The 20,358-nt window shown below is 67.1% G+C and carries 20 protein-coding genes, 1 tRNA gene and 1 riboswitch; of the genes, 10 read left to right on the forward strand and 11 right to left on the reverse strand.

Going from position 1 to position 20,358, the window contains the following annotated elements; genetic code table 11:
• Nucleotides 1–172 precede the first annotated feature (172 nt).
• The 3 genes from DR_RS04460 (at nt 173) to DR_RS04470 (ending at nt 2,393) form a co-directional block, all read left to right on the forward strand.
• Nucleotides 173–1,018, forward strand: a complete 846-nt coding sequence (locus tag DR_RS04460; RefSeq protein ID WP_034349651.1) for a phage holin family protein — start codon at nt 173–175, stop codon at nt 1,016–1,018.
• Between the two features lies 1 nt (nt 1,019).
• Nucleotides 1,020–1,901: a hypothetical protein gene (locus DR_RS04465; RefSeq protein ID WP_010887510.1), complete on the forward strand. Its 882-nt coding sequence runs from the start codon at nt 1,020–1,022 to the stop codon at nt 1,899–1,901.
• Between the two features lie 93 nt (nt 1,902–1,994).
• Nucleotides 1,995–2,393 (forward strand): Fur family transcriptional regulator, encoded by a 399-nt coding sequence (locus tag DR_RS04470; protein WP_010887511.1) that lies wholly within the window; start codon nt 1,995–1,997, stop codon nt 2,391–2,393.
• A 12-nt stretch (nt 2,394–2,405) separates the two neighbouring features.
• Here DR_RS04470 and DR_RS04475 read toward each other — a convergent pair whose 3' ends face one another.
• From DR_RS04475 to DR_RS04495, 5 genes are all read right to left on the reverse strand, one after another.
• The gene (locus DR_RS04475; protein ID WP_010887512.1) at nt 2,406–3,500 is read right to left on the reverse strand and encodes a glycosyltransferase family 4 protein; all 1,095 of its coding nucleotides are present in this window, start codon (nt 3,498–3,500) and stop codon (nt 2,406–2,408) included.
• Entirely contained in the window at nt 3,493–4,392 is a 900-nt protein-coding gene (locus DR_RS04480; RefSeq protein WP_010887513.1) for a bifunctional 5,10-methylenetetrahydrofolate dehydrogenase/5,10-methenyltetrahydrofolate cyclohydrolase, read from the reverse strand. Before DR_RS04480 ends, DR_RS04475 begins: the two co-directional genes overlap by 8 nt.
• Nucleotides 4,393–4,399: 7 nt before the next feature.
• A complete protein-coding gene (gene purH, locus DR_RS04485; protein WP_027479694.1) occupies nt 4,400–5,932 on the reverse strand; it encodes a bifunctional phosphoribosylaminoimidazolecarboxamide formyltransferase/IMP cyclohydrolase in 1,533 nt (510 codons plus the stop codon).
• 48 nt (nt 5,933–5,980) lie between these two features.
• Nucleotides 5,981–6,067: riboswitch (ZMP/ZTP riboswitch) on the reverse strand.
• A gap of 83 nt (nt 6,068–6,150) precedes the next feature.
• The gene (locus DR_RS04490) at nt 6,151–6,729 is read right to left on the reverse strand and encodes a hypothetical protein (protein ID WP_027479693.1); all 579 of its coding nucleotides are present in this window, start codon (nt 6,727–6,729) and stop codon (nt 6,151–6,153) included.
• 28 nt (nt 6,730–6,757) lie between these two features.
• Entirely contained in the window at nt 6,758–7,990 is a 1,233-nt protein-coding gene (locus tag DR_RS04495; RefSeq protein WP_063653036.1) for a transposase, read from the reverse strand.
• A gap of 307 nt (nt 7,991–8,297) precedes the next feature.
• Here DR_RS04495 and DR_RS04505 point away from each other — a divergent pair, with 307 nt between their 5' ends.
• Nucleotides 8,298–8,897, forward strand: coding sequence for a hypothetical protein (locus tag DR_RS04505; protein ID WP_010887516.1), 600 nt, complete (start codon nt 8,298–8,300; stop codon nt 8,895–8,897).
• Nucleotides 8,898–8,900: 3 nt separating this feature from the next.
• Here the strand turns inward: DR_RS04505 and DR_RS04510 are convergent, their stop codons facing one another.
• Nucleotides 8,901–9,905 carry a homoserine O-acetyltransferase family protein gene (locus DR_RS04510; RefSeq protein ID WP_010887517.1) on the reverse strand — a complete coding sequence of 335 codons (1,005 nt, stop codon included), beginning with the start codon at nt 9,903–9,905 and terminating at the stop codon, nt 8,901–8,903.
• Nucleotides 9,902–11,236 (reverse strand): O-acetylhomoserine aminocarboxypropyltransferase/cysteine synthase family protein, encoded by a 1,335-nt coding sequence (locus DR_RS04515; RefSeq protein WP_187767762.1) that lies wholly within the window; start codon nt 11,234–11,236, stop codon nt 9,902–9,904. The genes DR_RS04510 and DR_RS04515 overlap by 4 nt, the downstream gene beginning before the upstream one ends.
• A gap of 396 nt (nt 11,237–11,632) precedes the next feature.
• On the opposite strand from DR_RS04515, the gene DR_RS04520 reads away from it, so the two are divergent.
• Nucleotides 11,633–11,709 (forward strand) — tRNA-Ile (locus DR_RS04520).
• A 145-nt stretch (nt 11,710–11,854) separates the two neighbouring features.
• Here DR_RS04520 and DR_RS04525 read toward each other — a convergent pair.
• The 3 genes from DR_RS04525 to DR_RS04535 form a co-directional block, all read right to left on the reverse strand.
• The gene (locus DR_RS04525; RefSeq protein ID WP_010887519.1) at nt 11,855–12,586 is read right to left on the reverse strand and encodes a hypothetical protein; all 732 of its coding nucleotides are present in this window, start codon (nt 12,584–12,586) and stop codon (nt 11,855–11,857) included.
• A gap of 151 nt (nt 12,587–12,737) precedes the next feature.
• Nucleotides 12,738–14,114 carry a M1 family metallopeptidase gene (locus DR_RS04530; protein ID WP_051618861.1) on the reverse strand — a complete coding sequence of 459 codons (1,377 nt, stop codon included), beginning with the start codon at nt 14,112–14,114 and terminating at the stop codon, nt 12,738–12,740.
• A 38-nt stretch (nt 14,115–14,152) separates the two neighbouring features.
• The gene (locus DR_RS04535; RefSeq protein ID WP_010887521.1) at nt 14,153–14,626 is read right to left on the reverse strand and encodes an NUDIX domain-containing protein; all 474 of its coding nucleotides are present in this window, start codon (nt 14,624–14,626) and stop codon (nt 14,153–14,155) included.
• Nucleotides 14,627–14,748: 122 nt separating this feature from the next.
• On the opposite strand from DR_RS04535, the gene DR_RS04540 reads away from it, so the two are divergent.
• A complete protein-coding gene (locus DR_RS04540; RefSeq protein ID WP_010887522.1) occupies nt 14,749–15,093 on the forward strand; it encodes a hypothetical protein in 345 nt (114 codons plus the stop codon).
• 66 nt (nt 15,094–15,159) lie between these two features.
• Here the strand turns inward: DR_RS04540 and DR_RS04545 are convergent, their stop codons facing one another.
• Nucleotides 15,160–15,702, reverse strand: coding sequence for a phosphoribosyltransferase family protein (locus DR_RS04545; protein WP_010887523.1), 543 nt, complete (start codon nt 15,700–15,702; stop codon nt 15,160–15,162).
• A 344-nt stretch (nt 15,703–16,046) separates the two neighbouring features.
• Here DR_RS04545 and mbhE point away from each other — a divergent pair, with 344 nt between their 5' ends.
• Genes mbhE through DR_RS17055 form a run of 4 tightly spaced genes read left to right on the forward strand, consistent with a single transcriptional unit; the run spans nt 16,047 to nt 20,357 of the window.
• Nucleotides 16,047–18,491, forward strand: coding sequence for a hydrogen gas-evolving membrane-bound hydrogenase subunit E (mbhE, locus tag DR_RS04550; protein ID WP_010887525.1), 2,445 nt, complete (start codon nt 16,047–16,049; stop codon nt 18,489–18,491).
• A complete protein-coding gene (locus DR_RS04555; RefSeq protein ID WP_010887526.1) occupies nt 18,488–19,027 on the forward strand; it encodes a Na(+)/H(+) antiporter subunit B in 540 nt (179 codons plus the stop codon). The genes mbhE and DR_RS04555 overlap by 4 nt, the downstream gene beginning before the upstream one ends.
• Nucleotides 19,027–19,476 (forward strand): NADH-quinone oxidoreductase subunit K, encoded by a 450-nt coding sequence (locus DR_RS04560; RefSeq protein WP_010887527.1) that lies wholly within the window; start codon nt 19,027–19,029, stop codon nt 19,474–19,476. The genes DR_RS04555 and DR_RS04560 overlap by 1 nt, the downstream gene beginning before the upstream one ends.
• Entirely contained in the window at nt 19,473–20,357 is an 885-nt protein-coding gene (locus DR_RS17055) for a proton-conducting transporter membrane subunit (RefSeq protein ID WP_010887528.1), read from the forward strand. The genes DR_RS04560 and DR_RS17055 overlap by 4 nt, the downstream gene beginning before the upstream one ends.
• Nucleotide 20,358 lies beyond the last annotated feature (1 nt).

The raw sequence follows: 20,358 nt of genomic DNA on the forward strand, positions 1-20,358 counted from the left end.
CGCCTGCTTACAGAAAAGGAAAGACAGCACCAGCAAGGCGCGGGCGCGGCGGGCCATCGCCAGCACCAAATTGTGTTGACGTTTCCTTTGGGGTAACGGCGATCAGACGTTTCTTTCACTATGCTGGGGCGTGAGGATGCCCCCGCCGGGGCACGAAGCTTGGAGGAAGCACATGGAAGAACGCAAGAGTATGGGAAGCGCACTGGTCGACGTGTTCGATGCGGGCGTGGTTCTCGTCAAGTCCGAAATCAATGCGCTGGCCCGTAAGGTCGGAGAAATCGCCAAGGCCAAGGGCCTCGGGCTGGTGCTGCTGCTCGCCGCGCTCGGGCCGCTGCTGCTGGGGATGATTTTCCTGATTCTGGCGGTGTTCTACGGCCTGATGCGTCTGGGCCTCGCCGCCTGGGCCGCCGCGCTGATCATCGCCCTCGTCAGCCTCGCCATCACCGGCGCGCTGATCGCGATGGGCCTGCAAAAGCTCAGCGCCGAAGTCGACACCGACATGCCCCGCCGCCCGGTGGACATGAGCGGCCCCGAGTTCCGCGCCGGCCAGGGCGCCGAGTACCAGAACGCCCCCGGCGTGCCCGCCACCTCGCTGAAGTACCCCGTTCCCGGCGCTGCCGCGGCGACGGCGGTGCCCGCTGCGAGCTACGGCACCACCGGCAGCCGAGTCACTGGGAGCCAGGTCACGGGAACCCAGGTCGTCGGCAGTCAGGCTGCCGGCACCGTGTCGGGCAGCGTCCAGCCCTCGGTGGAAGGCGCCGAGCGCGTGCCGGTCTATGAGAGCGACGCCGATGGCCGCGCCACGATGTACGGCGACCGCCTAAACGACAAGCTCGAAGGCCATGACGACCACGACGACCCCAACCTGCAAAACCCGGTCGTGCTGCACGACGCCCCCGGCATCGCCGTGAGCACCACCCCCACCTTCCGCGAAGACATGCGCCGCGAGGGCCTGAGCGTGAACGACGTGCCCCCCACCGACCCCGACCAGACCAAGCCCGGCCAGGGAGGTCACTGAGATGGCAGATTCCAAGGACATTCGCACCGAAGCCCAGGGCCCCGTGACCCAGGTGCAGACCATTCAGGCGCAGCCCGCCGTGACCCATGAGCCGGTGCCTGCTCAGCCGCCCGTCCAGTCCCAGGCGCCCGTCAGCCGCGCCGAGGACCAGAGCCCGGTGATGTCGGGTACGCTGGTGCGCGTGGGGGAAAACACCGACGTGCGCTATCTCAACGAGCAGGAAGAAGCCCGCGAGCGCCTCAAGGCGAGCGTGGACCGCCTGACCCAGCAGGCCAGCTTGCAGGTCAAGGTCGAAAAAGAGCCGCTGAAGATGCTCGGTGGCGCTTCGGCAGTGGGCGCAGTCATCGGCCTGGTGCTGGGTCGTCAACTGCGGCGTTCCAAGAAGATCTACGTGGACGCCCACAGCCCGGTCAAGCACCAGCGCGAGTTCGTTAAGGCGCAGCAGCGCGCCCAGAACAACAAGAACAACGTCGGCGGCGCCCTGCTTGCCACGCTGGGCACCATGGCCGTCAAGATGCTGACTGACAAGGTGCTGGCGCCCAAGCTCGAAGAAGTCGCCAACAACCTGCTCGACAAGGCCGGGCAGCCGAGCGCGGCCACGCGGGTTGCGGCGCCCTCCAACGCCAACGCGACGGCAGCCGCCAGCAACGCGGGCCAGATTCCAACGGTCAACCGGGCAAGTACTCCAGTCGCGCCTGCTGCGGCCCCAGCTCAGACTCAGTCGCAGCCCCAGGTAAGTGGCGATCATCCCCACCCCGGCGTACATTACACCGCCAACCCGGTGCACCCCGGCGTGGTGCCGATTCCGGACAGCGTGGTCGAGGCGAAGGCCCAGGGCACGCCTATCAGCGAAGACCAGAAGGTCAACCCCAACCTGTCCTGAGACTCTTTTCCTGTGGCGGCTCCCTGCGGGGGGCTGCTTTTTTGTGCCGCCGTTCCTGGGTCGGCTGCGCTTGCGCTTTGCTACCCTGCCTCCATGACCGCCCGCCGCAGCACCCGCCAGCGTGACGTGATCGCCCGCGTGTTGCAGGACGCGCCCGGTCCGCTCGGGGTCACCGAGGTACACGCCTGCGCACAGGCCGAGCTGCCTCGGCTGGGCATTGCCACGGTGTACCGCACCCTCAAGCTGCTGACCGAGGAGCGCCGCATTCACCCGGTGCTGCTTGACGGCGAAACTCTTTACGAAACAGTAGGCCGGGGACATCATCACCATTTCAGCTGCACGCGCTGTGGCCGAGTGTTTACGCTGCATACCTGCCCGGTAACCTTGCCGAGCAGCGCCGTCTATCCCGGCGGGTTCGTGGTCGAGGCGCACGAAGTGACGCTTTATGGGCAGTGTCCGGAGTGCGCGGCGAGGAAGACCGGGGCCCACTAAGGCGGGAAGTTTTTACTGCGTGGCTTCTGCGAAAGCCTGCGCCACCTGCCCCACCGTCTGGTCAAGGCTGTGATGGTCAAGGACCCATTCCCGCGCCGCCGCGCCGTAACGCCGGGCCTGTTCCGGGTGGGCCGCAAGCGCCCGCAGCGCCCGGGCGAGCAGCGCGGGCTGGGGAGGCACCAGCAGGCCGGTCTGACCGTCTTGCACCAGTTCGCGCTGGGCGGGAATCGGCGTGGTGACCAGCGGCAACCCGGAAGCGAGCGCCTCCAGCGTGACGAGCGACTGGTTTTCGGCGAGCGTAGGTTGCAGCAGCACGTCCGCCGCCCGGTAGAGGTCGGGCATGTCCCAGCGCCGGCCCCAGAATTGTACGTTGGGCTGAGTGCGCGCCAGTTGCTGCGCGAGTCGCCCACCTCCCGAATCCATATCGCCGACGAACACGAAGTCGAGGTCGGAAGCTTGCCGCGCTGCCCAGACCGCCGCCAGTTGATTTTTTTCGGGGGCGAAGCGGCCAGGGACGAGCACGGTAAAGCGGCGAAATCCCAGCTCGGCGCGCAGCTTTTCGCGCGCGGACTCAGGCAATGGCGAAAAACGGTTAGTGTCCACTCCGTTGGGCACCGCCCGCACGTCCGACACCCGCAGTTCTTGCTGTAAGAAAGCCGCGCCCCACCGCGACACCGTGAGGCGCTGCTCAGCCTGGGGAAGGAATTTGGCCTTCGTCTGCCGGTAAATTTCGCGGTAAAGGCCCTGGAGCGGCCAGCCGTAGTGATAGTCGAGCTGGTCGTGCAACACCACACTGCGCGGCGCCCTGAGCTGGGGCAGTAACGTGCGGTAAGTGTCTGGATTCCAGACTTGCAACACCCGCAGGTCGGCGTCCCCAGTCATCTCCGGCAACGTCAGCAGATCGGTCCAACGCTCCACCGTGACGCCCTGCTCGGTGAGTTGCGCCGCCCAGCGGTCGAGGGCGGGCGCCGCCGAGCAGTACACCGTCGCCCGTTGCCCATGCGCGCGCAACCGGGGCAACACGTCAAGCAGCCACACCTCGCTGCCCGCCACCCGCGGCGCGTCGGTGATGACCGTCAGATTCAGGTCGTGCCCTGCCTCAGTCATCCACTGGCTCCCCGCGCTGCAACTTCACGCCGCGCACCAGATTCTGGTACATCAGCGCCGAGGTCAGCGGCCCCACGCCGCCCGGCACCGGGGTCTGGGCGCGCACCGGCAGCTCGGGTAGAGCGTCGCCCACCATGTCACCGCTTTCCTGCACGTTGATGCCGGCGTCAATGACGACGTGCTCCGGCTGCACCTGCTCGGGCCGCAGCAGCCCTGCCTTGCCTACTGCGACCACCACCGCGTCCTGCGCAGCCAGCACCGCCGCGAGGTCGCGGGTGTGCTCGTTGCACAGCGTTACCGTCGCGCCCTTATTGTTCAGCATAAACAGCAGCGGGCGGCCCACCGTGCGCCCCGGCCCGATGACCGCCACCCGCAAGCCGCGCAGGTCGTCGCCCAGCGCGTGCCGCAGCAGAAAGCGCACCGAGCGCGGCGTGGGCGGCAACAGCGCCTCGGGTTCGCGTCCGGCGGCGATCAGGGCGAGGTTGGCCGGGCTCAGCCCCTCGATATCCTTGCGCGCCGCAATGTGCAGCAGCGCGGCGTCGGCGTCCAGCCCAGCGGCCAGCGGCAGCTCCAGCACGATGCCGTGCACGGCGGGGTCGGCGGACAGCTCGCGCAGGGTCTGTTCCAACGCCTCCTGCGTGGCCGCCGCGCCGAGGTCCACCACCCGGAACGCCACCCCCAGCTTCTTGGCGCGCTTCGCCTTGCTCTGCACGTAGACCTGCGAGGCCTCGTCGTCAGAGGCCAGCACGCTCACCAGTTGCGGCTCAAAGGGTGGGTCCAGTTGCGCCCAGGCTTTCAGGTCGGCGCGCACGCCGCGCATGACCCGATCGGCCAGCGGTTTGCCGAGCAGCGCGGCGGTTTCGGAAGCGGCAGGTTCGGAAGAGGTCTGCATCCTGTCCTCAGTGCCGGAAATGCCGCGACCCCGTGAACACCATGCTGATGCCCAGTTCGTTGCAGGCGGCAATCACTTCGGGGTCACGCTTGGCGCCGCCGGGTTGCAGCACGGCGGTCACGCCCGCGCTCGCTGCCAGCCGCACCACGTCGTCGAAGGGGAAAAAGGCTTCGGAGGCCAGCACCGCGCCCTGAGCTGCTTCACCCGCGTTGGCGATGGCGCGCTCGGCGGCCCAGATGCGGCTCACGGCCCCGGCACCGAGGCCCACCGTCACGCCGCCTTTGCACAGGGCGACGGCGTTGGACCGCGCCCCTTTCACCACCGCCCAGGCGAAGCGCAGGTCGGCCCATTCCTGCTCGCTGGGCTGGCGCTCGGTCACCACTTCGGGGCACAGATCGTCCCAGGGGCGGGCGTCGCGCTCCTGCACGGCAAACCCGCCGGTCAGCGGGCGCACGTCCAGCACGCTCACGCCCTGTGGCTGGCCCGCAATCAGCACCCGCAGGTCGGGCTTTTTGGCGGCGAACCACTCCACCGCGTCGGGGGTCACGTCGGGCGCGATTAGCACTTCAAGGAAGGTGCCTTTCATGCTCTGCGCCGCCCCGAAGTCCACCGGCTGACTCACCGCCACTACGCCCCCGAACACACTGAGGGTGTCGGCGTCGCGGGCGCGTTCCCAGGCGGTCTTCACGTCGGCGGCCACCGCCACACCGCAGGGGTTGGCGTGCTTGACGGCCACGCACACGGCGCCCTGCTCCTGCGCCGCCAGCTCCTGACACAAGCTCCACGCAGCGTCGGCGTCGGCATAGTTGTTGAAGCTCATCGGCTTGCCGGCCACCACCTGCGCGTCAATCACCGGGCCGCGCGCGTTGCCCCAGCGGTAAATGGCGCCGGGCTGGTGGGGGTTTTCGCCGTAACGGACCTGCGCGGTGCGGGTGAGGTCGAGGCTGAGGTGCTCGGGCAACTGCGTCGGCAGCTCGTCCGATTCGCCTGACAGATACGCCGTAATCGCCGCGTCGTACTCGGAGGTGTGGCGGTAGGCCTTGGCGGCCAGGCGGCGGCGCTCGGCGGGGGAGACCTCGTCTTGCAGGGCCAGCGCGTAATCGGCGGGGTCCACCAGCACCAGCACGGCGTCGTGGTTCTTGGCCGCCGAGCGAATCATGGCCGGGCCGCCGATGTCGATGTTCTCAATCACTTCGGGGTCGGGTGCGCCGCGCGCCACCGTTTCGCGGAAGGGGTAGAGGTTCACGCACACCAGGTCGATGGTGCCGATGTCCTGCGCGGCGAGCTGCCCCAGGTGCCCGGCCTCACGCCGCGCCAGGATGCCGCCGTGAATGGCCGGGTGCAGCGTCTTGACCCGCCCGTCCAGCATCTCGGGAAAGCCGGTCACGTCGCTGACTTGCCGCACCGGGATGCCGGCCCCCGAGAGTGTGGCAAAAGTGCCGCCCGTGCTGAGCAGTTCCCAGCCGCGCTGCTGCAACTGCGCCGCAAACTCCACCACGCCTGTCTTGTCGCTGACCGAAATAAGCGCCCGTTTCGTCATGTTGCCTCCCGTTTTCCACACAGGAAAACGCCCCCGCACATGCAGGAAGCGTCCGACCCAGGCGCACGGTCTTTGCTATGCCAGAAGGCTTCCCCGTGGTCTTCCCACGTTTTCGCGCCAGTCACCTTCCGCAGACGGGCGCAGCATAGCGCGTGGCGCAGCGTTGGCGAAGCAAAAGGCAGAGCGGCCCGCTGGCGCCCTGCCTTCTGTCTTTGCCCTCAGTTGCTGTTGCCGCTGCCGTCGGGCGCTGGCATCGTAGTCCCGGTGGACTCCGGCAAGGTTTCCTGCACCACGGTCGGCTGGTTCGTCTGGTCGCCGCCAATCACCTGACGCAGTTCGTCCATCACGGCGCGTTCCTTGTCGTTGACCTGTTCGCCGCCGATGCCCAGGAAGCCGCCTTCCTTCGCGGCGTTCGCGGTGTTTTCCACCACCTTGAGCAGCATCTGGCGGTAAGCGGCGGCGTCTTCGGGGCTCGCCTTGCTGCTCACCAACCACGCGGCTTGCCGCACGCCCTCAATGCTCTGCGCTTTGACCTCTTCCATGTCGCGGGTGTTTTGCTGGGGCAGGTCCTTGGGGTCGGGCGGGGTGCCGAGCAGTTCGGCGGCCATCGCCTCCATCAGCGGCGTGCGCGGCGTGCCGCTGACACTTTCGCGCACGGAAGCGGCAATCGCCTGCGCTTCGGCGAGCAGCCCGGTCAGTCCGCTGGGGCTGGCGGCGACCACAGCGGCCCCCGCGCGGCCTGGCCCGGTCATGACCTTGAACCACTCGTCTGCCGTGAAGTTGTCTTTTACGCTCATGCGGCCAGCTTCAATGGTTCGTGCAGTTTTAGGCGGCTTTGAGGCCGAAATTTAGCGGACTGGACGGCAGATGTTCTAATTCTTCAAAGCGGGCCGAGAGATCCAACTTGGACAAAATCACTTGGGCCAGCAGGGCGTTATACGCCCTGCGTTTCATGTCTTCGAGACTGAACACCAGATTCTGTCCGCCCTCTGCTGCTCGCAGGGCCTCAAGGCGACAGAGGTTCAGGGTCAGCAAGACCACGTTCCAATGCGCCTCAATGCCTGGCTGTGACCGCAATTGCACATCCTGGCCTCCCAGGAACTGCTTGGCATCCCGGAAGATCAGTTCAATCTCGAAACGGCTCCGGTACAGCGCAATGACCTCATGAGCGGGCATCGTCACAGCGGTGCTGAACAGCACCGCGTAACCCGTCACTTGACCCTTTTTACCGACCTGCTGGATGACGACTGCACGCACTTCTCGCGCCCACTGCACGCTCCAGACCACCTGAGTCCACACCCGCTCGGTCGACGTTTCAGAAACGAGGTCAAAGCGCTGCAAGTCGCTGAAATCCACCTTGCCGTCGAACTTTTTTGGCCGTCCGCGTCGTCTGGGATGCTCGCCGGTATAGAGATACTTGAGGTTGGCGTTGCGAGGAAATCTGGAGATGAATGGGAGACCGTGACCGGTCACGGTCTCCACCATGGATTCTTTCGCATAGTTCCCATCCGCAACCACAGCGGCCAGATCAAGCCGTGGAACAGTCTGGAGATCAAGCAACACGTCATCCAGCTGGTCAGCGGCCTGTTCCAGACGACTCGGGGCCTCAGACCCGGTCCGGGTCTGACGGACATCGACCGTAAATGCCTGTCGGTGCTGGACGTCAATCAGGGCACAGCAGGATTGCTCGATCCCACGTTCGGTCCGTGCGGCACAGCCATTCCAGAACGAGCCGAGGTGTGCGGTGTGCTGACCAGATTTGCGGTGAAAAGAGGCGTCGATGGCCAGAACGCACAGTGGGCTGATCAGCCCACTCTCAATCGCCGTGCTCACAGTCGCCCGGTGTACTGCGCCCCAGGGAATGGCCCCGGGGTCACTTCGGTGCAGCCAACGACGGATCGTACTCTCTGAGCAGGCCGCATATCGGGAGAGGTTCAGGACGTTCAGCCGTCCAGGAACAGCGAGAAATACGCTAAGCAGCACGGTCAGAAAATTCCGCTGCGTCTTGCGCAGCGGGACCGCGCTGAGAACGTACTGTAGGATAGCCATTAGACCCATTGGAAGCGGTGTGTTCACAGCCCCATTTTCGGTGGGTCTTTCTTTGTGACCTCAAAACTGCACGAACCATTGCAGCTTAGAGCATTTGACAAAAAGATGGCACAGCTTTTTGGCGAGCGGAGCGAGTACAAAACAAAGAGCAGAGCGGAGAATGGAGCGGGTGGCGGCGCTTTTCCGACGCACGCGTAATTCGGAGAACTGCTCTGGGCGCGGAGGCGGGGCGGGGGAATTGTGATTTTATTGGGAAAGTTCGAGGCTGGCGGTGGACCGTCAGAAGGCCTTCACCCGGCGCGTCTAGCCTGAATCCATGCGAAAAACCCTCGCCCTGCTGCTGTGCCTCGGTTCCTTCGCCGGAGCCGCGCAAGTCACCCTCCGCGAAGGCGAAACGGGGCGGCTCGGTGCCCGGCACCTTACGGTGCTGGAGGTGCAGGACCGGCGCTGTGGACCGACGGCGGACTGCCTCGCCGATGTCGTCGCCCGCGTCCAGGTCAAGCAAAATGGACGAGCCTCGGTGCTGACCCTGAGCTGGCCGCCGGAACGGGTGCCGCGCTGGAGTGGCGTAGGCGTAGTCGCCGTATCGGGTGGAAGCGCGCTCACCGTTAAACTCACCAATCGACCGCCCGGCAACCGCGCACCGGGACAGACGCTCACGCTGCGGCGCGGCGAAACGGGACAGCTCGGCCCCCGTCAGGTCAAGCTGCTCGGTCTAGAAACGCGAGTCTGTTCGCCGCAGGTGCTCTGCGTGCGGTCCCGCGTCACTACCGTCTATCTGGACGTGCGTCAGGGCGGGCAAAAAAGCTGGCTGGCCCTGGAGTATCCGGCCCCTGTTGCCCACAGCGGCGTGCGCTTGGTGAAGGCGACGGACGAGGCTCGCCCGGCGCTGACCTTTTCGGATGTGGGCGAGTGAGGCTCAACTCCTGAGAAACGCCCCCACCCGCTCCGGCAAGTCCTGTGGGTCCATCAAAAAGGCGTCGTGGCCGTGAATGCTGCCCAGTTCCCAGTAGTCGGCGTGGGGAAGCTCGGCGGCGCAGGCGCGGACCTCGGCGGCGGGGTAGAGCAGATCGCTGGAGATGCCGACGACGAGTACCGGCGCGCGCACCGCTTTGAGGTCGGCGCTGCTCGGCTGAAAGGCGTCCATCGCCCAGGTGAGGGCGCAGTAGGTCTGCTCGTCGAAGCGGGCGGCGAGTTTTTCGCCTTGGTAGTGCAGGTAAGACGTAACGGCGGGCACCCCCGGCACGCGCTGCCCCGCCTGCGTGCGGCTTAGGCTTTCGGGGCTGCGGTAACTGAGCATGGCAATCTGGCGCGCCACCTTCAGCCCCTCGCCGCCGGGAGCGAGGGCAATGGCGCTGCGGGCCGCCGTGTTCAGTCCAATAGCCCAGGGCGAGTGCCGCGCCGGGGCTCCTATAATCACGGCCTTTTCCACCAGGTCGGGGCACTCCAGCAGCCAGGCGTAGGCGAGCATCCCGCCCATGCTCGCGCCGATGACCCGCACCCGTCGCACGCCGAGAGAATCCAGCAGGGCGCGCCCCACCCGGGCCATGTCGCGCAGGCTGAGCGGCACCGGTCCGGAACAGGTGGCGGCGAGTTCAGCGGCGCTCGTCGTGCCGGCGCACCCGCCGAGGACGTTGGCGCACACCACGTAGTCGTCTGCCGGGTCCAGTGGCCGGCCCGCGCCCAGAAAGTCGGGCCACCACTCGTGCACCGCGCTGTCGCCGGTCAGGGCGTGCAGCACCAGCGTGGCGTCGGCGCGCGGCGTGCCGTAGGTGTGAAAGGCCACCCGCACGTCGCTCAGCGCCCGTCCGCAGTCGAGCAGCAGCGGCTCACGCCGGAAGAGAACGACCGTCTGCGGCCCCGAACAGTCGGGTTCTTCGGTCAGCAGCAGGGCAGAGGCGTGGCCCGCGAGCACGGCGGTCACGCCCGCTCCCCAGCGCTCGCCAGGGCCTGCGCGAAGTCCTCGCGGATGTCGTCTACGTGCTCGATGCCCACCGACACCCGGATGAGGCCCGGCGTGACCCCGGCGTTCGTCTGCGTCACCTCGTCGAGCTGGCTGTGGGTGGTGCTCGCCGGATGAATGACCAGCGTGCGGGTGTCGCCCACGTTGGCGACGTGCTGCGCGAGCTTGACCGAGCGAATAAACGCTTCGCCCGCCGCCCGGCCCCCGCGCAGCTCGAAGGTGAGCACCGCGCCCGCCCCGCGCGGCAAGTAGGTCTGCGCCCGGTCGTAGTGGGGGTGGTTGCTCAGGCCGGGGTAAGTGACCTGCTTCACGTCCGGGTGGCTGATGAGCCAGTGCGCCAGCGCCAGGGTGTTCTCGGCGTGGCGCTCGGCGCGCAGGCTCAGGGTTTCAAGGCCTTGCAGAAACTGCCACGCCTGCTGCGGCGCCAGGGTCGTTCCCAGGTCGCGCAGCCCCTCGGTGCGGGCGCGGGTGATGAAGGCGATGTTCGGCAGCCCCAGCCCGTTGCCTTCCCCGAACGTCTCCCAGAACTTCAGCCCGTGATAACTCGGCGAGGGCTCGGTCATCAGCGGATACCGCCCGCTGCCCCAGTCGAAGTTCCCGCCGTCCACGATGACCCCGCCGATGCCGTTGCCGTGCCCGCCGATCCACTTGCTCGCCGAGTGCAGCACGATGTTGGCGCCGTGCCGCAGCGGCTGGCAGTAGTATCCGCCGGCCCCGAAGGTGTTGTCCACGACCACCGCGACGCCGTGCTCGTGCGCGACTTTCGCCACGCCCTCGAAATCGGGAATGTTCAGCGCCGGGTTGCCGATGGTTTCCAGATATACGGCCCGCGTGCGCTCGTCGATCAGCGCGGCGAATTCCTCGGGGCGCTCGTCTTTGCTGGTAAACCGCACCTCGATGCCGAGCCGCTTGAGCGTGACGCGGAACTGGTTGACGGTGCCGCCGTACAGGTTGGGCGACGAGACGATGTTGTCTCCCGCCTGCGCCAGCGTGAGCAATGTCACGAGCTGCCCCGCGTGCCCGCTCGACACCGACAGCGCCCCCACGCCCCCTTCGAGGGCGGCCACCCGCTGCTCGAACACGTCGTTGGTGGGGTTCATGATGCGGCTGTAGATGTTGCCGAATTGCCGCAGCCCGAAGAGGTCGGCGGCGTGCTCGGGCGACTCGAACACGTAGGAGTTGGTGGCGTAGATGGGCGTTTGCTGCGCTCCGGTCACGGGGTCGGGGCGTTGTCCGGCGTGCACCTGCAAGGTCTCGAAGTGCAGAGGCTGCGGCTGTTTGGTATCGGTCATGGTGGCGGCTCCTCGGGGGAAGCAGGTTCGGGGGCGCCAGTCACGGCACTCCCCCTGCCTGCTGTGAATCGAGAAGGGACACTTGAATATCGTCATCCGCGTGGCCTTCCCGCTTGGTCCCGCCCGGCGGCTCATCGTTGACACGCCCAGGGGGCTGGCCTTGGCACCGTGACGTGATGGGGTCCGGTTGCCGCGCCGTCGTCGAGCCAGGTCTCTCGGGCGCTCTGAAGTGGGTGGCTCCTGCTGCGGGAGCTCCTCAAAAAGTAGCGCGGAGGCGGGTAAGGGGTCAAGGCGAAACTTAGACGGGGCTGAGCGTGCCCTGCCCCCGTTGACACATTGGCCCGGCCTTGTTATCTTGTTCCCCGCCTGACCGCACGGGAAGGCCACAAGAAGGGCGCGAGTGTAGCTCAGCTGGTTAGAGCGCACGCCTGATAAGCGTGAGGTCCCCAGTTCAAGTCTGGGCATTCGCACCAAGAAGAAATCCCTCGTCCAGAACGGGGGATTTCACTTTTATTCTGTGGCTCGAAAAGCTCGTCTCCGACTGAAAATCGGAGCAAGCTTGAGGTCTGGTTTCACGTCAAAAGAAGCGCAGAGCACCGCTTCAGCCCAGAGAATCCCTCAGCGCAGCGGAGCTGTCTTCCACTCCGTCGGCTCCTGCTGGGGCGTAAAGGCTTTGCTGACTCCCTGGGCAGAGATACGGCGAAAGGGGTCCACGCCGTCACAGCGACCGCTCAGGCTCTGCTTGGTAAAAGTCGGTCTGGCTCCCGGCAGGACACGGATGACCTGGCTTGTCCAGCCGGCGGTGCCCATGTTGCCGCAGTCGTTGTAGTTCACCTTCTCGAGCATCAGAAAACGTCTGCTGGGACGCAGTTCTGCCACCGCCAGATAATCGTAGGCGGTGCCTTGACCTTCCAGGTGGCGCAGCAAGCCCAGTTCGGAAGAGCCGTTCCGGTTGATGTCCTTGAGGCTGTACAGCTCGGTGAAGTGGTCCTTGAAGACGTAGTGAGCCACCACCTGCTGGCCCTGCATGATGACCAGACCCTGGCGGCTGACATTGGGAATTTCAAAGCAGGACGTGTACAGATACGCTGTTTGCCGGGTGTTGGGCGCCGTGAACGCTCCGGCAGCCGCGCCGTTGATGTTGAGGTCCTGGTCAACACAAGAAGCGTCGCGGCCCCAGAGCTGAGCTTGGTCGGCTCGACGTGCCAGCGCGCGAATCTGCTGCCACACCTTTTCCTGAAGCTGTGGCGCTGGCGTGGGAACACGCACGTCGTACAGCACGCGGGACTGAGCGGCAGCGACGCCGGGCAGACTCAAGAGCAGGGCGCAGGTCCAAGTCATGAATTTCATGGGCGGAGCGTACTGGCCGAAGTCTTGAAGGCATCTGACAAAAAGTTTTTGAGGTACGCGGTTTCCTTCTTAACCCCGTGTCCTGGCGCACGCCGCCCCGGTGCCAAAACGTCACGAAAGTTGCTGCTCCATTGCCGAGGCTGAAGGCCAGCTAGACGGGCGCCCCAACAGGCTCAGGCAGCGGCGGCAACGTCCGTCCTTCGACCCACACCCGCAGCGTCTGTTCGGCCTCCGCCCCCAATTGTGTTTTCACCAATGTCAGCAGTGCCGTCGTCGAAACTGGGCGGCCTGTAAAGGTCTTCACGTAGCTGTGCAGGAATTGCCCGAACGCCGCGTCGCCCACCTTCAGCCGCAGGGCGTGCAGGGCCAGTGCGCCGCGAAAATAGGCGCTGGCATCGAAGATTTCTTCTTCACGGGTGGCGCGCAGCGGGCGGCTGGGCAGGACCGACAGCCGCGCGTACCAGTCGGCGGCCATCGCCTGACCGTCTTCACCCTGGCTCTCGGCCCACAGCAGCTCGGCGTAGGTGGCAAAGCCTTCGCTCAGCCAGGTGTCGGCCCAGTCGGCCAGCGTCACCTGGTCGCCGAACCACTGGTGCGCCAGCTCGTGCAGCCGGACCCGCTCGCGGTTGGAAGTGGCAGGCATGGTGGTCAGGCCCGCCGTTTCCAGCGCCAGTTGCCGCACCGGCAGCAGGGCGACGCCGTACACCTCGTCGGGGTAGGGGCCGAACCAGTCGCTCAGCACCCGCAGCATCCGCGCCGTTTCGCCCTCGGGAACCGTCGTCCCAGCGGGCAATCCCGCCGCGTAGATGTCCCGGCGGTGCACCGTCTGGGTGCCGAGCTGCACGTCCGGTGCGGTGCGCCGTTCCAGTGGCCCGACAATCAGCCCCAGCGCATAGGTCGGCACTGGGACACGCTGGGTAAACGTCAGGGTCTTCAGGCCGTTGCGCTCTGTCTGCGTCGTGAACAGTCCACTGGCCGCCGCCGACGCGCTCGCCGGCACCGTGACCCGCACCGTGAAGGTCGCCGGGTCGGACGGGTGGTCATTGCACGGCAAAAAGCCCCGCGTGCCGTGCGGCTCACTGAGGCTGTAGCTCAGGCCCGCCTCGTTTTGCCAGCCGGGGCGGATGGGCAAACCGGGGTCGCCGCTGAGTTCCGGCGTACCCGCATAGATCAGCCGCAGGCGGCCCGTTTCGCCGGGGCGCAGCGGGCGCGGAAGCGTCACTTCCACCTTCTGCGCGGTCTGCACCCAGCGCACGCGTTGCCCGTTCCACTGCGCCGCGCTCACCCGTGGCCCCAGCAGGTCAAGAACGATGCGGGACAGCGGCTCGCGGGCACCGACGGTGAGGGTCACGTCGCCGCTGAGGTGCGGCTCGCCGGGACGCGGCACGGTCAGGTGTAGGTCATAGTGCTGCACGTCCAGCCCGCGCTGCCCGAGCGACGGGAAGATGGAATCGCCCACGCTCTGGCCCAGCGCCGCACCGCCGAGGGTGAGCGAGAGGGCGAGCCCCCGCAATAGGGCGCGTCTCATACGAATTCCGACTGTGCTGGAATGGAGCGCAGTCCGTCTCAAATCGGGTAGTACGCCCGCGCTTTGCCGGCGATGAAGTCGCGGGTGGGCAGCCAGATCAGCGGGTTGCGTTCCTCGCACTCGGGCGGCGGGCCGTAGCGCACCAGGCCCTCGACCTGCTCGAAGGGCACCCATTTCACGCCCACCACTTCGGGGTCGGTGGGGTCGAGTTCGCCATGAAACGCCGCCGTGAAGCGGGCAAAATTGGCAAAGCACTCGTTGCGGGTGCCGGTCAGCAGCTCGCCTTCGAGCAAGCTGACAAATTCGAGGTTGGTGACGTGCAGGCCGGTCTCGACCAGCACCTGCCGCACGGCGGCGTCGGCCAGCGTCTCGCTCGGCTGGGCCTTGCCGCCCGGCAGTCCATAGAAAATCGAGCCGTCGTCCATTCGTTCTTCGACCAGCAGCAGTTCTTCACCCCGCACCAGATAGACGTGGGCGGCCCGCTTGATCGGCAGCGTGCGCGAAAGATTCATCTGCGGGCAGCATAGCGCGGGCCTCCGCTGCGCCGCGCCCGGTGACGCACAAGGGAATGTGCCCGGAAGATTCTCAAGGTGCGGCTCAGCCCCGCGTCCCTGGTGCGCTTTAGAGTGCCCCCATGACCCGCAACGACAAAAGCGACGAACAGCACCTGAACGCCGAGCAGTTGGAGCAAGAAGTAACTGGCGAAGTGGTGGACGAGGGCACCACCGGCGAACTGCTCAACGACAAGATGAGCGCCGAGGACATCCTGCGCGAGAACGCCGACGAGAGCGGCAACGTCAACGATCAGCCCGGTTTCGACGACGGGCGGCTGGGTGGCAGCGACGGCGAAGACCGTCAGGGCGAACCCAATAACCGCCTCGGCAGTGACCTCGGCGGCGAAGCCGAGGGCGGTGCGGGCACGGGCCGCAGCGGCGGCGTGGACGGCGGCCCGGAGCGCAAGACGCCGCTGCCGGGGTAAGGGGAGAAAGCAATAGGGAAAGGGCCTCAGCGATTGCTCAGGCCCCTTTTCCCTTGCCTATTTTCTTTACTTGTCGCCCTCCATAAACAGCGGCAGGTGCCCAAGCGAGGTCACTTCCGGGCGTTCCTGGCCCTCGGTGAACACGGCGACGACGGCGGCGACCTGCGCCCCCACCTCGTCCAGAATCTCGGTGATGGAGTGCAGAGTGCCGCCGCTCGACACCACGTCGTCCACGATGGCGACCCGCTTGCCGCGCAGCTTTTCCACGTCGAAGCCGTCGAGCACCAGCAGTTGCGGCTTGCCGGTGGTGATGCTGACCACCTCGCGGGCGATGGGGTTATGCATATAGGGCTTCTGGGTCTTGCGAATCACGATGTAGGGCTTGCCCGACTCGCGGCTGATGACGTGCGCGAGCGACACGGCCTTGACCTCGGGGGTGACGAGCATGTCCACGTCACCCGGCAGCCGCGCCGCGAGCGCCTTGCCCGCCGCCTCGGTCACTTCGGTGTCGCCGAGCATGTTGAACAGGGCCACCCGGGCGCCGCCGGGCACTTCCATCAGCGGCAGTTCGCGCGTCACGTCGCCCACTTGTACGGTGTAGGTCTTCACCGGGCAAGTGTAGCGCCGTGCCCGCGCCGCGCGCCTCCGCTACACTCGGGGTCGGTCGGCTGCCCTTGCCCCGCGCGCTGGGGCCAGCCGAGGAACCCCGGGAACCGGAGGGGGACGGTTCCGAAGTCCCGTGAACACAGTCGTGGGAAGCCTGATCCTGCGGGCTGTCCCTGCCCTTTGTTCCCAGTCAATGCGGCACGTTCCGGCGCTGGCCTGCGCCGCCCGTGCTGTGATGGAGGCCCGATGCCCGAACCCAGCCTGAATCAACCCAGTCTGCACAAACTCAGTCTGCCCCCACCCTGCCTGATGGCCCTGTTGCCGCCTGAGCGCGCCGGAGGCCGTCCGTGACCCTCGCCGTCCTGTTTCCCTTTCTGATGGCCGCTGTGTGTGCCCTACTTGGGCCTCAACTGGGGCGGCGCACCGGGTACTTTGCCGCCGCCGGGTTTCTGCCCGCGCTGGCGCTGATTCCGCGTCTGTTCGCCCTGCCTGCCGCCGCGCCCGTGAGCGAGGTGACGCGCTGGGTGCCCGAACTGGGGCTGAATCTGGTGTTCCGGGGCGACGGCTTTTCGCTGCTGTTCGCCGCCCTGATCGGGGTGATCGGTACCCTCGCCACGCTGTACTCGGTGGCTTACCTGTCGGCGGGCGAGAAGTTCGGACGCTTTTACCCGTACCTGCTCTGCTTCGGCGGCTCCATGCTGGGGCTGGTGCTCAGCGACAACCTCGTGGCGCTGTTCGGCTTCTGGGAAATGACCAGCGTGACCAGCTTTCTGCTCATCGGGCTGTGGCACACCCGCAGCGCGGCGCGCGACGGAGCGGTCAAGGCGTTTCTGATTTCGGCGCTCGGCGGGCTGGGGCTGCTCGCCGCCGCCGCCATGCTGTCTATCGCCGGGGGGAGCCCCAACCTTTCGCAGCTCGACCTCGGCGCCGTGCGCGCCTCGCCGCTGTTCGTGCCCGCGCTGCTGTGCACGCTGCTGGCGGCCTTCACCAAGTCGGCGCAGCTTCCCTTTCACATCTGGCTACCCACGGCGATGGAAGCGCCCACACCCATCTCGGCCTTCTTGCACTCGGCCACCATGGTCAAGGCCGGGGTGGTGCTCGTCGCCAAATTCGGGCTGATTTTCGGCACGTCGGCGCTGTGGTCGGGCATCACCGTGCCGCTGGGGCTGCTGACGATGGTGTGGGGCTCGTGGCTGGCGCTGCGGCAGACCGATCTCAAGGCGCTGCTGGCGTACTCCACCGTCTCGCAGCTCGGGCTGCTGATGAGCCTCTACGGGCTGGCCGACGCGGGCGGGCGCTTTGCCGCCACCGCGCACCTGCTCAACCACGCGGCGTTCAAGGCGGCGCTGTTTTTCGTGGTGGGCATCATCGACCATGAAACCGGCACCCGTCAGATTCCCTACCTCCAGAACCTGCGGCGTCAGATGCCGGTGACCTTCGTCATCGCGCTGCTCGCCGCGCTGAGCATGGCCGGATTGCCGCCGCTGGGCGGGTTCGTGTCCAAAGAACTGTTTTACGAAAACATGCTCCGCGCCGGTCCCGGCTTCATCGCCGTGGCGGTCCTGGGCAGCGCCCTCACCCTCGCCTACAGCGCCCGGCTGCTGAGTATTTTCTTTGCCCCCCGCTCCGGGCTGACGCCCACGCGGCGCGAACTGCGGCAGGACGCACTCAAGGCGCACGTCCACGAGGCGCCGCTGGGCCTGACCCTGCCGGCGGGACTGCTGGCGGGCACGGCGCTCCTCTTCGGTCTGTGGCCGCACACGGCAGAGGTGCTGACGCGCACTGCCGAGGCCGCGCTCAACTTCGGCGCCGTCCGTGAGCACCTCGCGCTGTGGCACGGCGTGACCCCGGCGCTGCTGCTCACAGGGCTGACCTGGCTGCTCGGCGGGCTGCTGGTGTGGCAGGCGCGGCCCTTTGCCGAGGTGCAAAGCCGCCTCACCCCGCGCTGGAACGCCAACACCGTCTATTACTCGCTGCTTCAGGGCCTCAACGTCCTGGCGAGTCGCCTGATCGCCCGCACCCAGGGTCTCGCGCTGCCCGACCAGATGCGGATTTCGCTGCTCGCCGCTGGCCTGATCGGCGGGTACGCGGTGTGGCGCTCGCCGCAGGTGTTTCACGGCATCGGCAGCGTGCCGCTCGGCATCGTGCCCATCGCGGTGCTGCTGGTCGGCGGGGCGGTGGGCGTGCTGCTCTCGAACAACCGCCTGACCGCCGTCATCGTGACCGGACTCACCGGCTTCGGCAGCGCCGCCGCGTTCCTCGCCCTGCGCGCCCCCGACCTCGCGCTCACGCAACTGCTGGTGGAAGCGGTCACGGTGATTCTCTTTCTGCTCGCCTTCCGCTACCTGCCGGGGGCACGCGACCTGCCGCGTGCGCGGGGGCGGCTGGTGCTCGACGGGCTGCTCGCGGTGGCCGCCGGGGTGGGCGTCACGCTGCTGGTGCTGTCCAGCCTGCGTTTTCTGGCGACGCCGATTTCGCCGTGGTACCTCGTCAACTCGTATGCGGGCGGCGGCGGCAAAAACGCCGTGAACGTGCTGCTGGTGGACTTCCGCGGCTTCGACACCCTGGGCGAGATCCTGGTGGTGGCGATGGTCGCGCTGGCGGTCGCCGGCCTGACCCGGCTGGGCAAACCGGGCCGGCCCCGCACCGAGCGGCGGGGCGTGACCCCGTCAGGCGCTCCCATTCTCGTGCCGAAAACGCCCCCGAAAAGCGCGGAACTGCCGGAACCCCCGACGTCTCCAGAAGCCCCACCCCCAGAATCCCCAGCGCCCCGTGAAGGAGGCCAGGAATGAGTCCGAAAAAGAAAAAGGCCCCCCGCGCCGCGTCCCGGCCCCAGGCGGCGACAGCGGGAAAGCCGCGTGAGGCGCTCGCCTCTGCTGCTCCGGCCTCCATCACCAGCGGCGACCCCATCCTGCGGACGGTGAGCCGGGCGGCCTTCGCCCTGATCATGATTTTTGCGCTGCTGCTGCTGTGGCGCGGGCACAACGCACCGGGGGGCGGGTTCATCGCGGGATTGATGACCGCCTGCGCGCTGATTTTGCACCGCATCGCCACCGGGGAAGACGCGCTGCGGACCGACCCCGCGCGGCTCATTCCCTGGGGCGCGGCGCTGTCGTTCGTGACCGGGTTGGTGCCTTACCTGCTGGGCCGGCCCTTCCTGAAAAGCGATTACGGCTACTTCACCACCGCGCTGACCGGCGAGTTCGAGTGGGCCACCGCCATGCTGTTCGACATCGGCGTGTTCGCGGTGGTGGTGGGCAGCACCATGCTCATCGTCGGCTCGCTGATTGACGTGCACCCCACCGAACTGGTCGAGGAGGACGAGTAATGGCGTCTCTCTTTGCGCTCATCATTGGGATTCTGGTCGGCAGCGGCGTGTTTTTGCTGCTCTCGCGCTCTGTCGTGCGGGTGGTGCTGGGGCTGGCGTTTATCGGCTACGGCGTCAACCTCGCCATCCTGACGGTGGCGGGCCTGGAAAATAAGGCGCCGCCGCTGCTCACGTTGCCGGGGCCATATGTGGACCCGCTCCCGCAGGCGCTGATTCTGACCGCCATCGTCATCGGGTTCGCCACCACCGCGCTGCTGCTCACCGTGGCGCTGCGGGCGTATCAGGTGGCCGGGCACGAGGACGTGGAAGCCTTCGGCGACAATCTCGCCCGTGACCCCGACGCCCCCGACGGCCTGGGCGCCGACCCCGAGCAGCAAAGTCCCGACTCGCCCGACTGGGAAGGGGAAGACGACCCTGCCGGCCCCGCGCTCACTGGAGGCCGCGCGTGAGCGGCGAGGTGATGCTGGCCGCGCCGGGCGTGGTGACCTCCTGGCTGCCGCTCGCGCCGATTCTGACGCCGCTGGGCATAGGGCTGCTGACGCTCGCGCCGCTGCGCCGTTCGCTGCGGGCGGCCCTGCTCGTCGGCGGCGCGGGCCTCACCCTGCTGTTTGCCCTGCTGCTGCTTGCGGCCACTGGAGCTGGGAGCGGCACGGTACTCGTCAGTACGCTGGGCGGCTGGGCGGCCCCTTTCGGCATCGTGATGGCCGCCGACCGGCTGGGCGCGTATCTCAGCGTGCTGGGCGCCGTCGCGGGCCTCTTTGCCGCGTGGTTCATGGCCGCCGAGGAAGACCCGGCGCGCGAGCGGCACCACGCCTTCGCCTTCTTCCTGCTGCTGCTGACCGGCGTGCAGCTTTCTTTCCTGACCGGCGACCTCTTCAACCTGTTCGTCGCCTTCGAGGTGATGCTGGTGGCGAGCTACGCGCTTACGGTGCTCGGGGCCACCCGCGAGCAACTGCGCGAGGGCTTCCGCTACATCGTGATGAACCTGACGGCTTCGGCGCTGCTGGTGCTCGCCTGTGGGCTGACCTACGGGTTGCTCGGTACGCTCAACTTAGCCCACCTCGCGCAGCGCAGCGCCGAACTCGGGCCGAACGCGGGCGTGACGGCCATCAGCGTCCTGCTGCTCATCGTGTTCTCTGCCAAGGGGGCCCTGTTTCCGCTGGGCTTCTGGCTACCCGGCACCTACCCGGCGCTGCCGGCGGCGAGCGGCACCTTCTTCGCGTCGGTGCTGACGAAGGTGGGGGTCTACGCCCTGGTGCGCGTTCTCATCACCGTGTTTCCGCAGACCCGGCGCTGCCGCGCGCGCTGCTGCTGGGCCTCGGGGCGGTAAC

It is taken from the genome of Deinococcus radiodurans R1 = ATCC 13939 = DSM 20539 (genome assembly GCF_000008565.1).
Lineage (GTDB): Bacteria > Deinococcota > Deinococci > Deinococcales > Deinococcaceae > Deinococcus > Deinococcus radiodurans.

Excerpts from the sequence above, each read along its gene's own strand:
- DR_RS04470 (WP_010887511.1), top strand. The coding sequence starts at position 1,995 with ATGACCGCCCGCCGCAGCACCCGCCAGCGTGACGTGATCGCCCGCGTG.
- DR_RS04535 (WP_010887521.1), bottom strand. The coding sequence starts at position 14,626 with ATGAATCTTTCGCGCACGCTGCCGATCAAGCGGGCCGCCCACGTCTAT.
- DR_RS04460 (WP_034349651.1), top strand. The coding sequence starts at position 173 with ATGGAAGAACGCAAGAGTATGGGAAGCGCACTGGTCGACGTGTTCGAT.
- DR_RS04525 (WP_010887519.1), bottom strand. The coding sequence starts at position 12,586 with ATGAAATTCATGACTTGGACCTGCGCCCTGCTCTTGAGTCTGCCCGGC.
- DR_RS04495 (WP_063653036.1), bottom strand. The coding sequence starts at position 7,990 with ATGGGTCTAATGGCTATCCTACAGTACGTTCTCAGCGCGGTCCCGCTG.
- DR_RS04540 (WP_010887522.1), top strand. The coding sequence starts at position 14,749 with ATGACCCGCAACGACAAAAGCGACGAACAGCACCTGAACGCCGAGCAG.
- DR_RS04490 (WP_027479693.1), bottom strand. The coding sequence starts at position 6,729 with ATGAGCGTAAAAGACAACTTCACGGCAGACGAGTGGTTCAAGGTCATG.
- DR_RS04560 (WP_010887527.1), top strand. The coding sequence starts at position 19,027 with ATGGCGTCTCTCTTTGCGCTCATCATTGGGATTCTGGTCGGCAGCGGC.
- DR_RS04480 (WP_010887513.1), bottom strand. The coding sequence starts at position 4,392 with ATGCAGACCTCTTCCGAACCTGCCGCTTCCGAAACCGCCGCGCTGCTC.
- DR_RS04515 (WP_187767762.1), bottom strand. The coding sequence starts at position 11,236 with ATGACCGATACCAAACAGCCGCAGCCTCTGCACTTCGAGACCTTGCAG.
- DR_RS04465 (WP_010887510.1), top strand. The coding sequence starts at position 1,020 with ATGGCAGATTCCAAGGACATTCGCACCGAAGCCCAGGGCCCCGTGACC.
- DR_RS04530 (WP_051618861.1), bottom strand. The coding sequence starts at position 14,114 with ATGAGACGCGCCCTATTGCGGGGGCTCGCCCTCTCGCTCACCCTCGGC.
- DR_RS04555 (WP_010887526.1), top strand. The coding sequence starts at position 18,488 with ATGAGTCCGAAAAAGAAAAAGGCCCCCCGCGCCGCGTCCCGGCCCCAG.
- DR_RS04505 (WP_010887516.1), top strand. The coding sequence starts at position 8,298 with ATGCGAAAAACCCTCGCCCTGCTGCTGTGCCTCGGTTCCTTCGCCGGA.
- purH (WP_027479694.1), bottom strand. The coding sequence starts at position 5,932 with ATGACGAAACGGGCGCTTATTTCGGTCAGCGACAAGACAGGCGTGGTG.
- DR_RS04475 (WP_010887512.1), bottom strand. The coding sequence starts at position 3,500 with ATGACTGAGGCAGGGCACGACCTGAATCTGACGGTCATCACCGACGCG.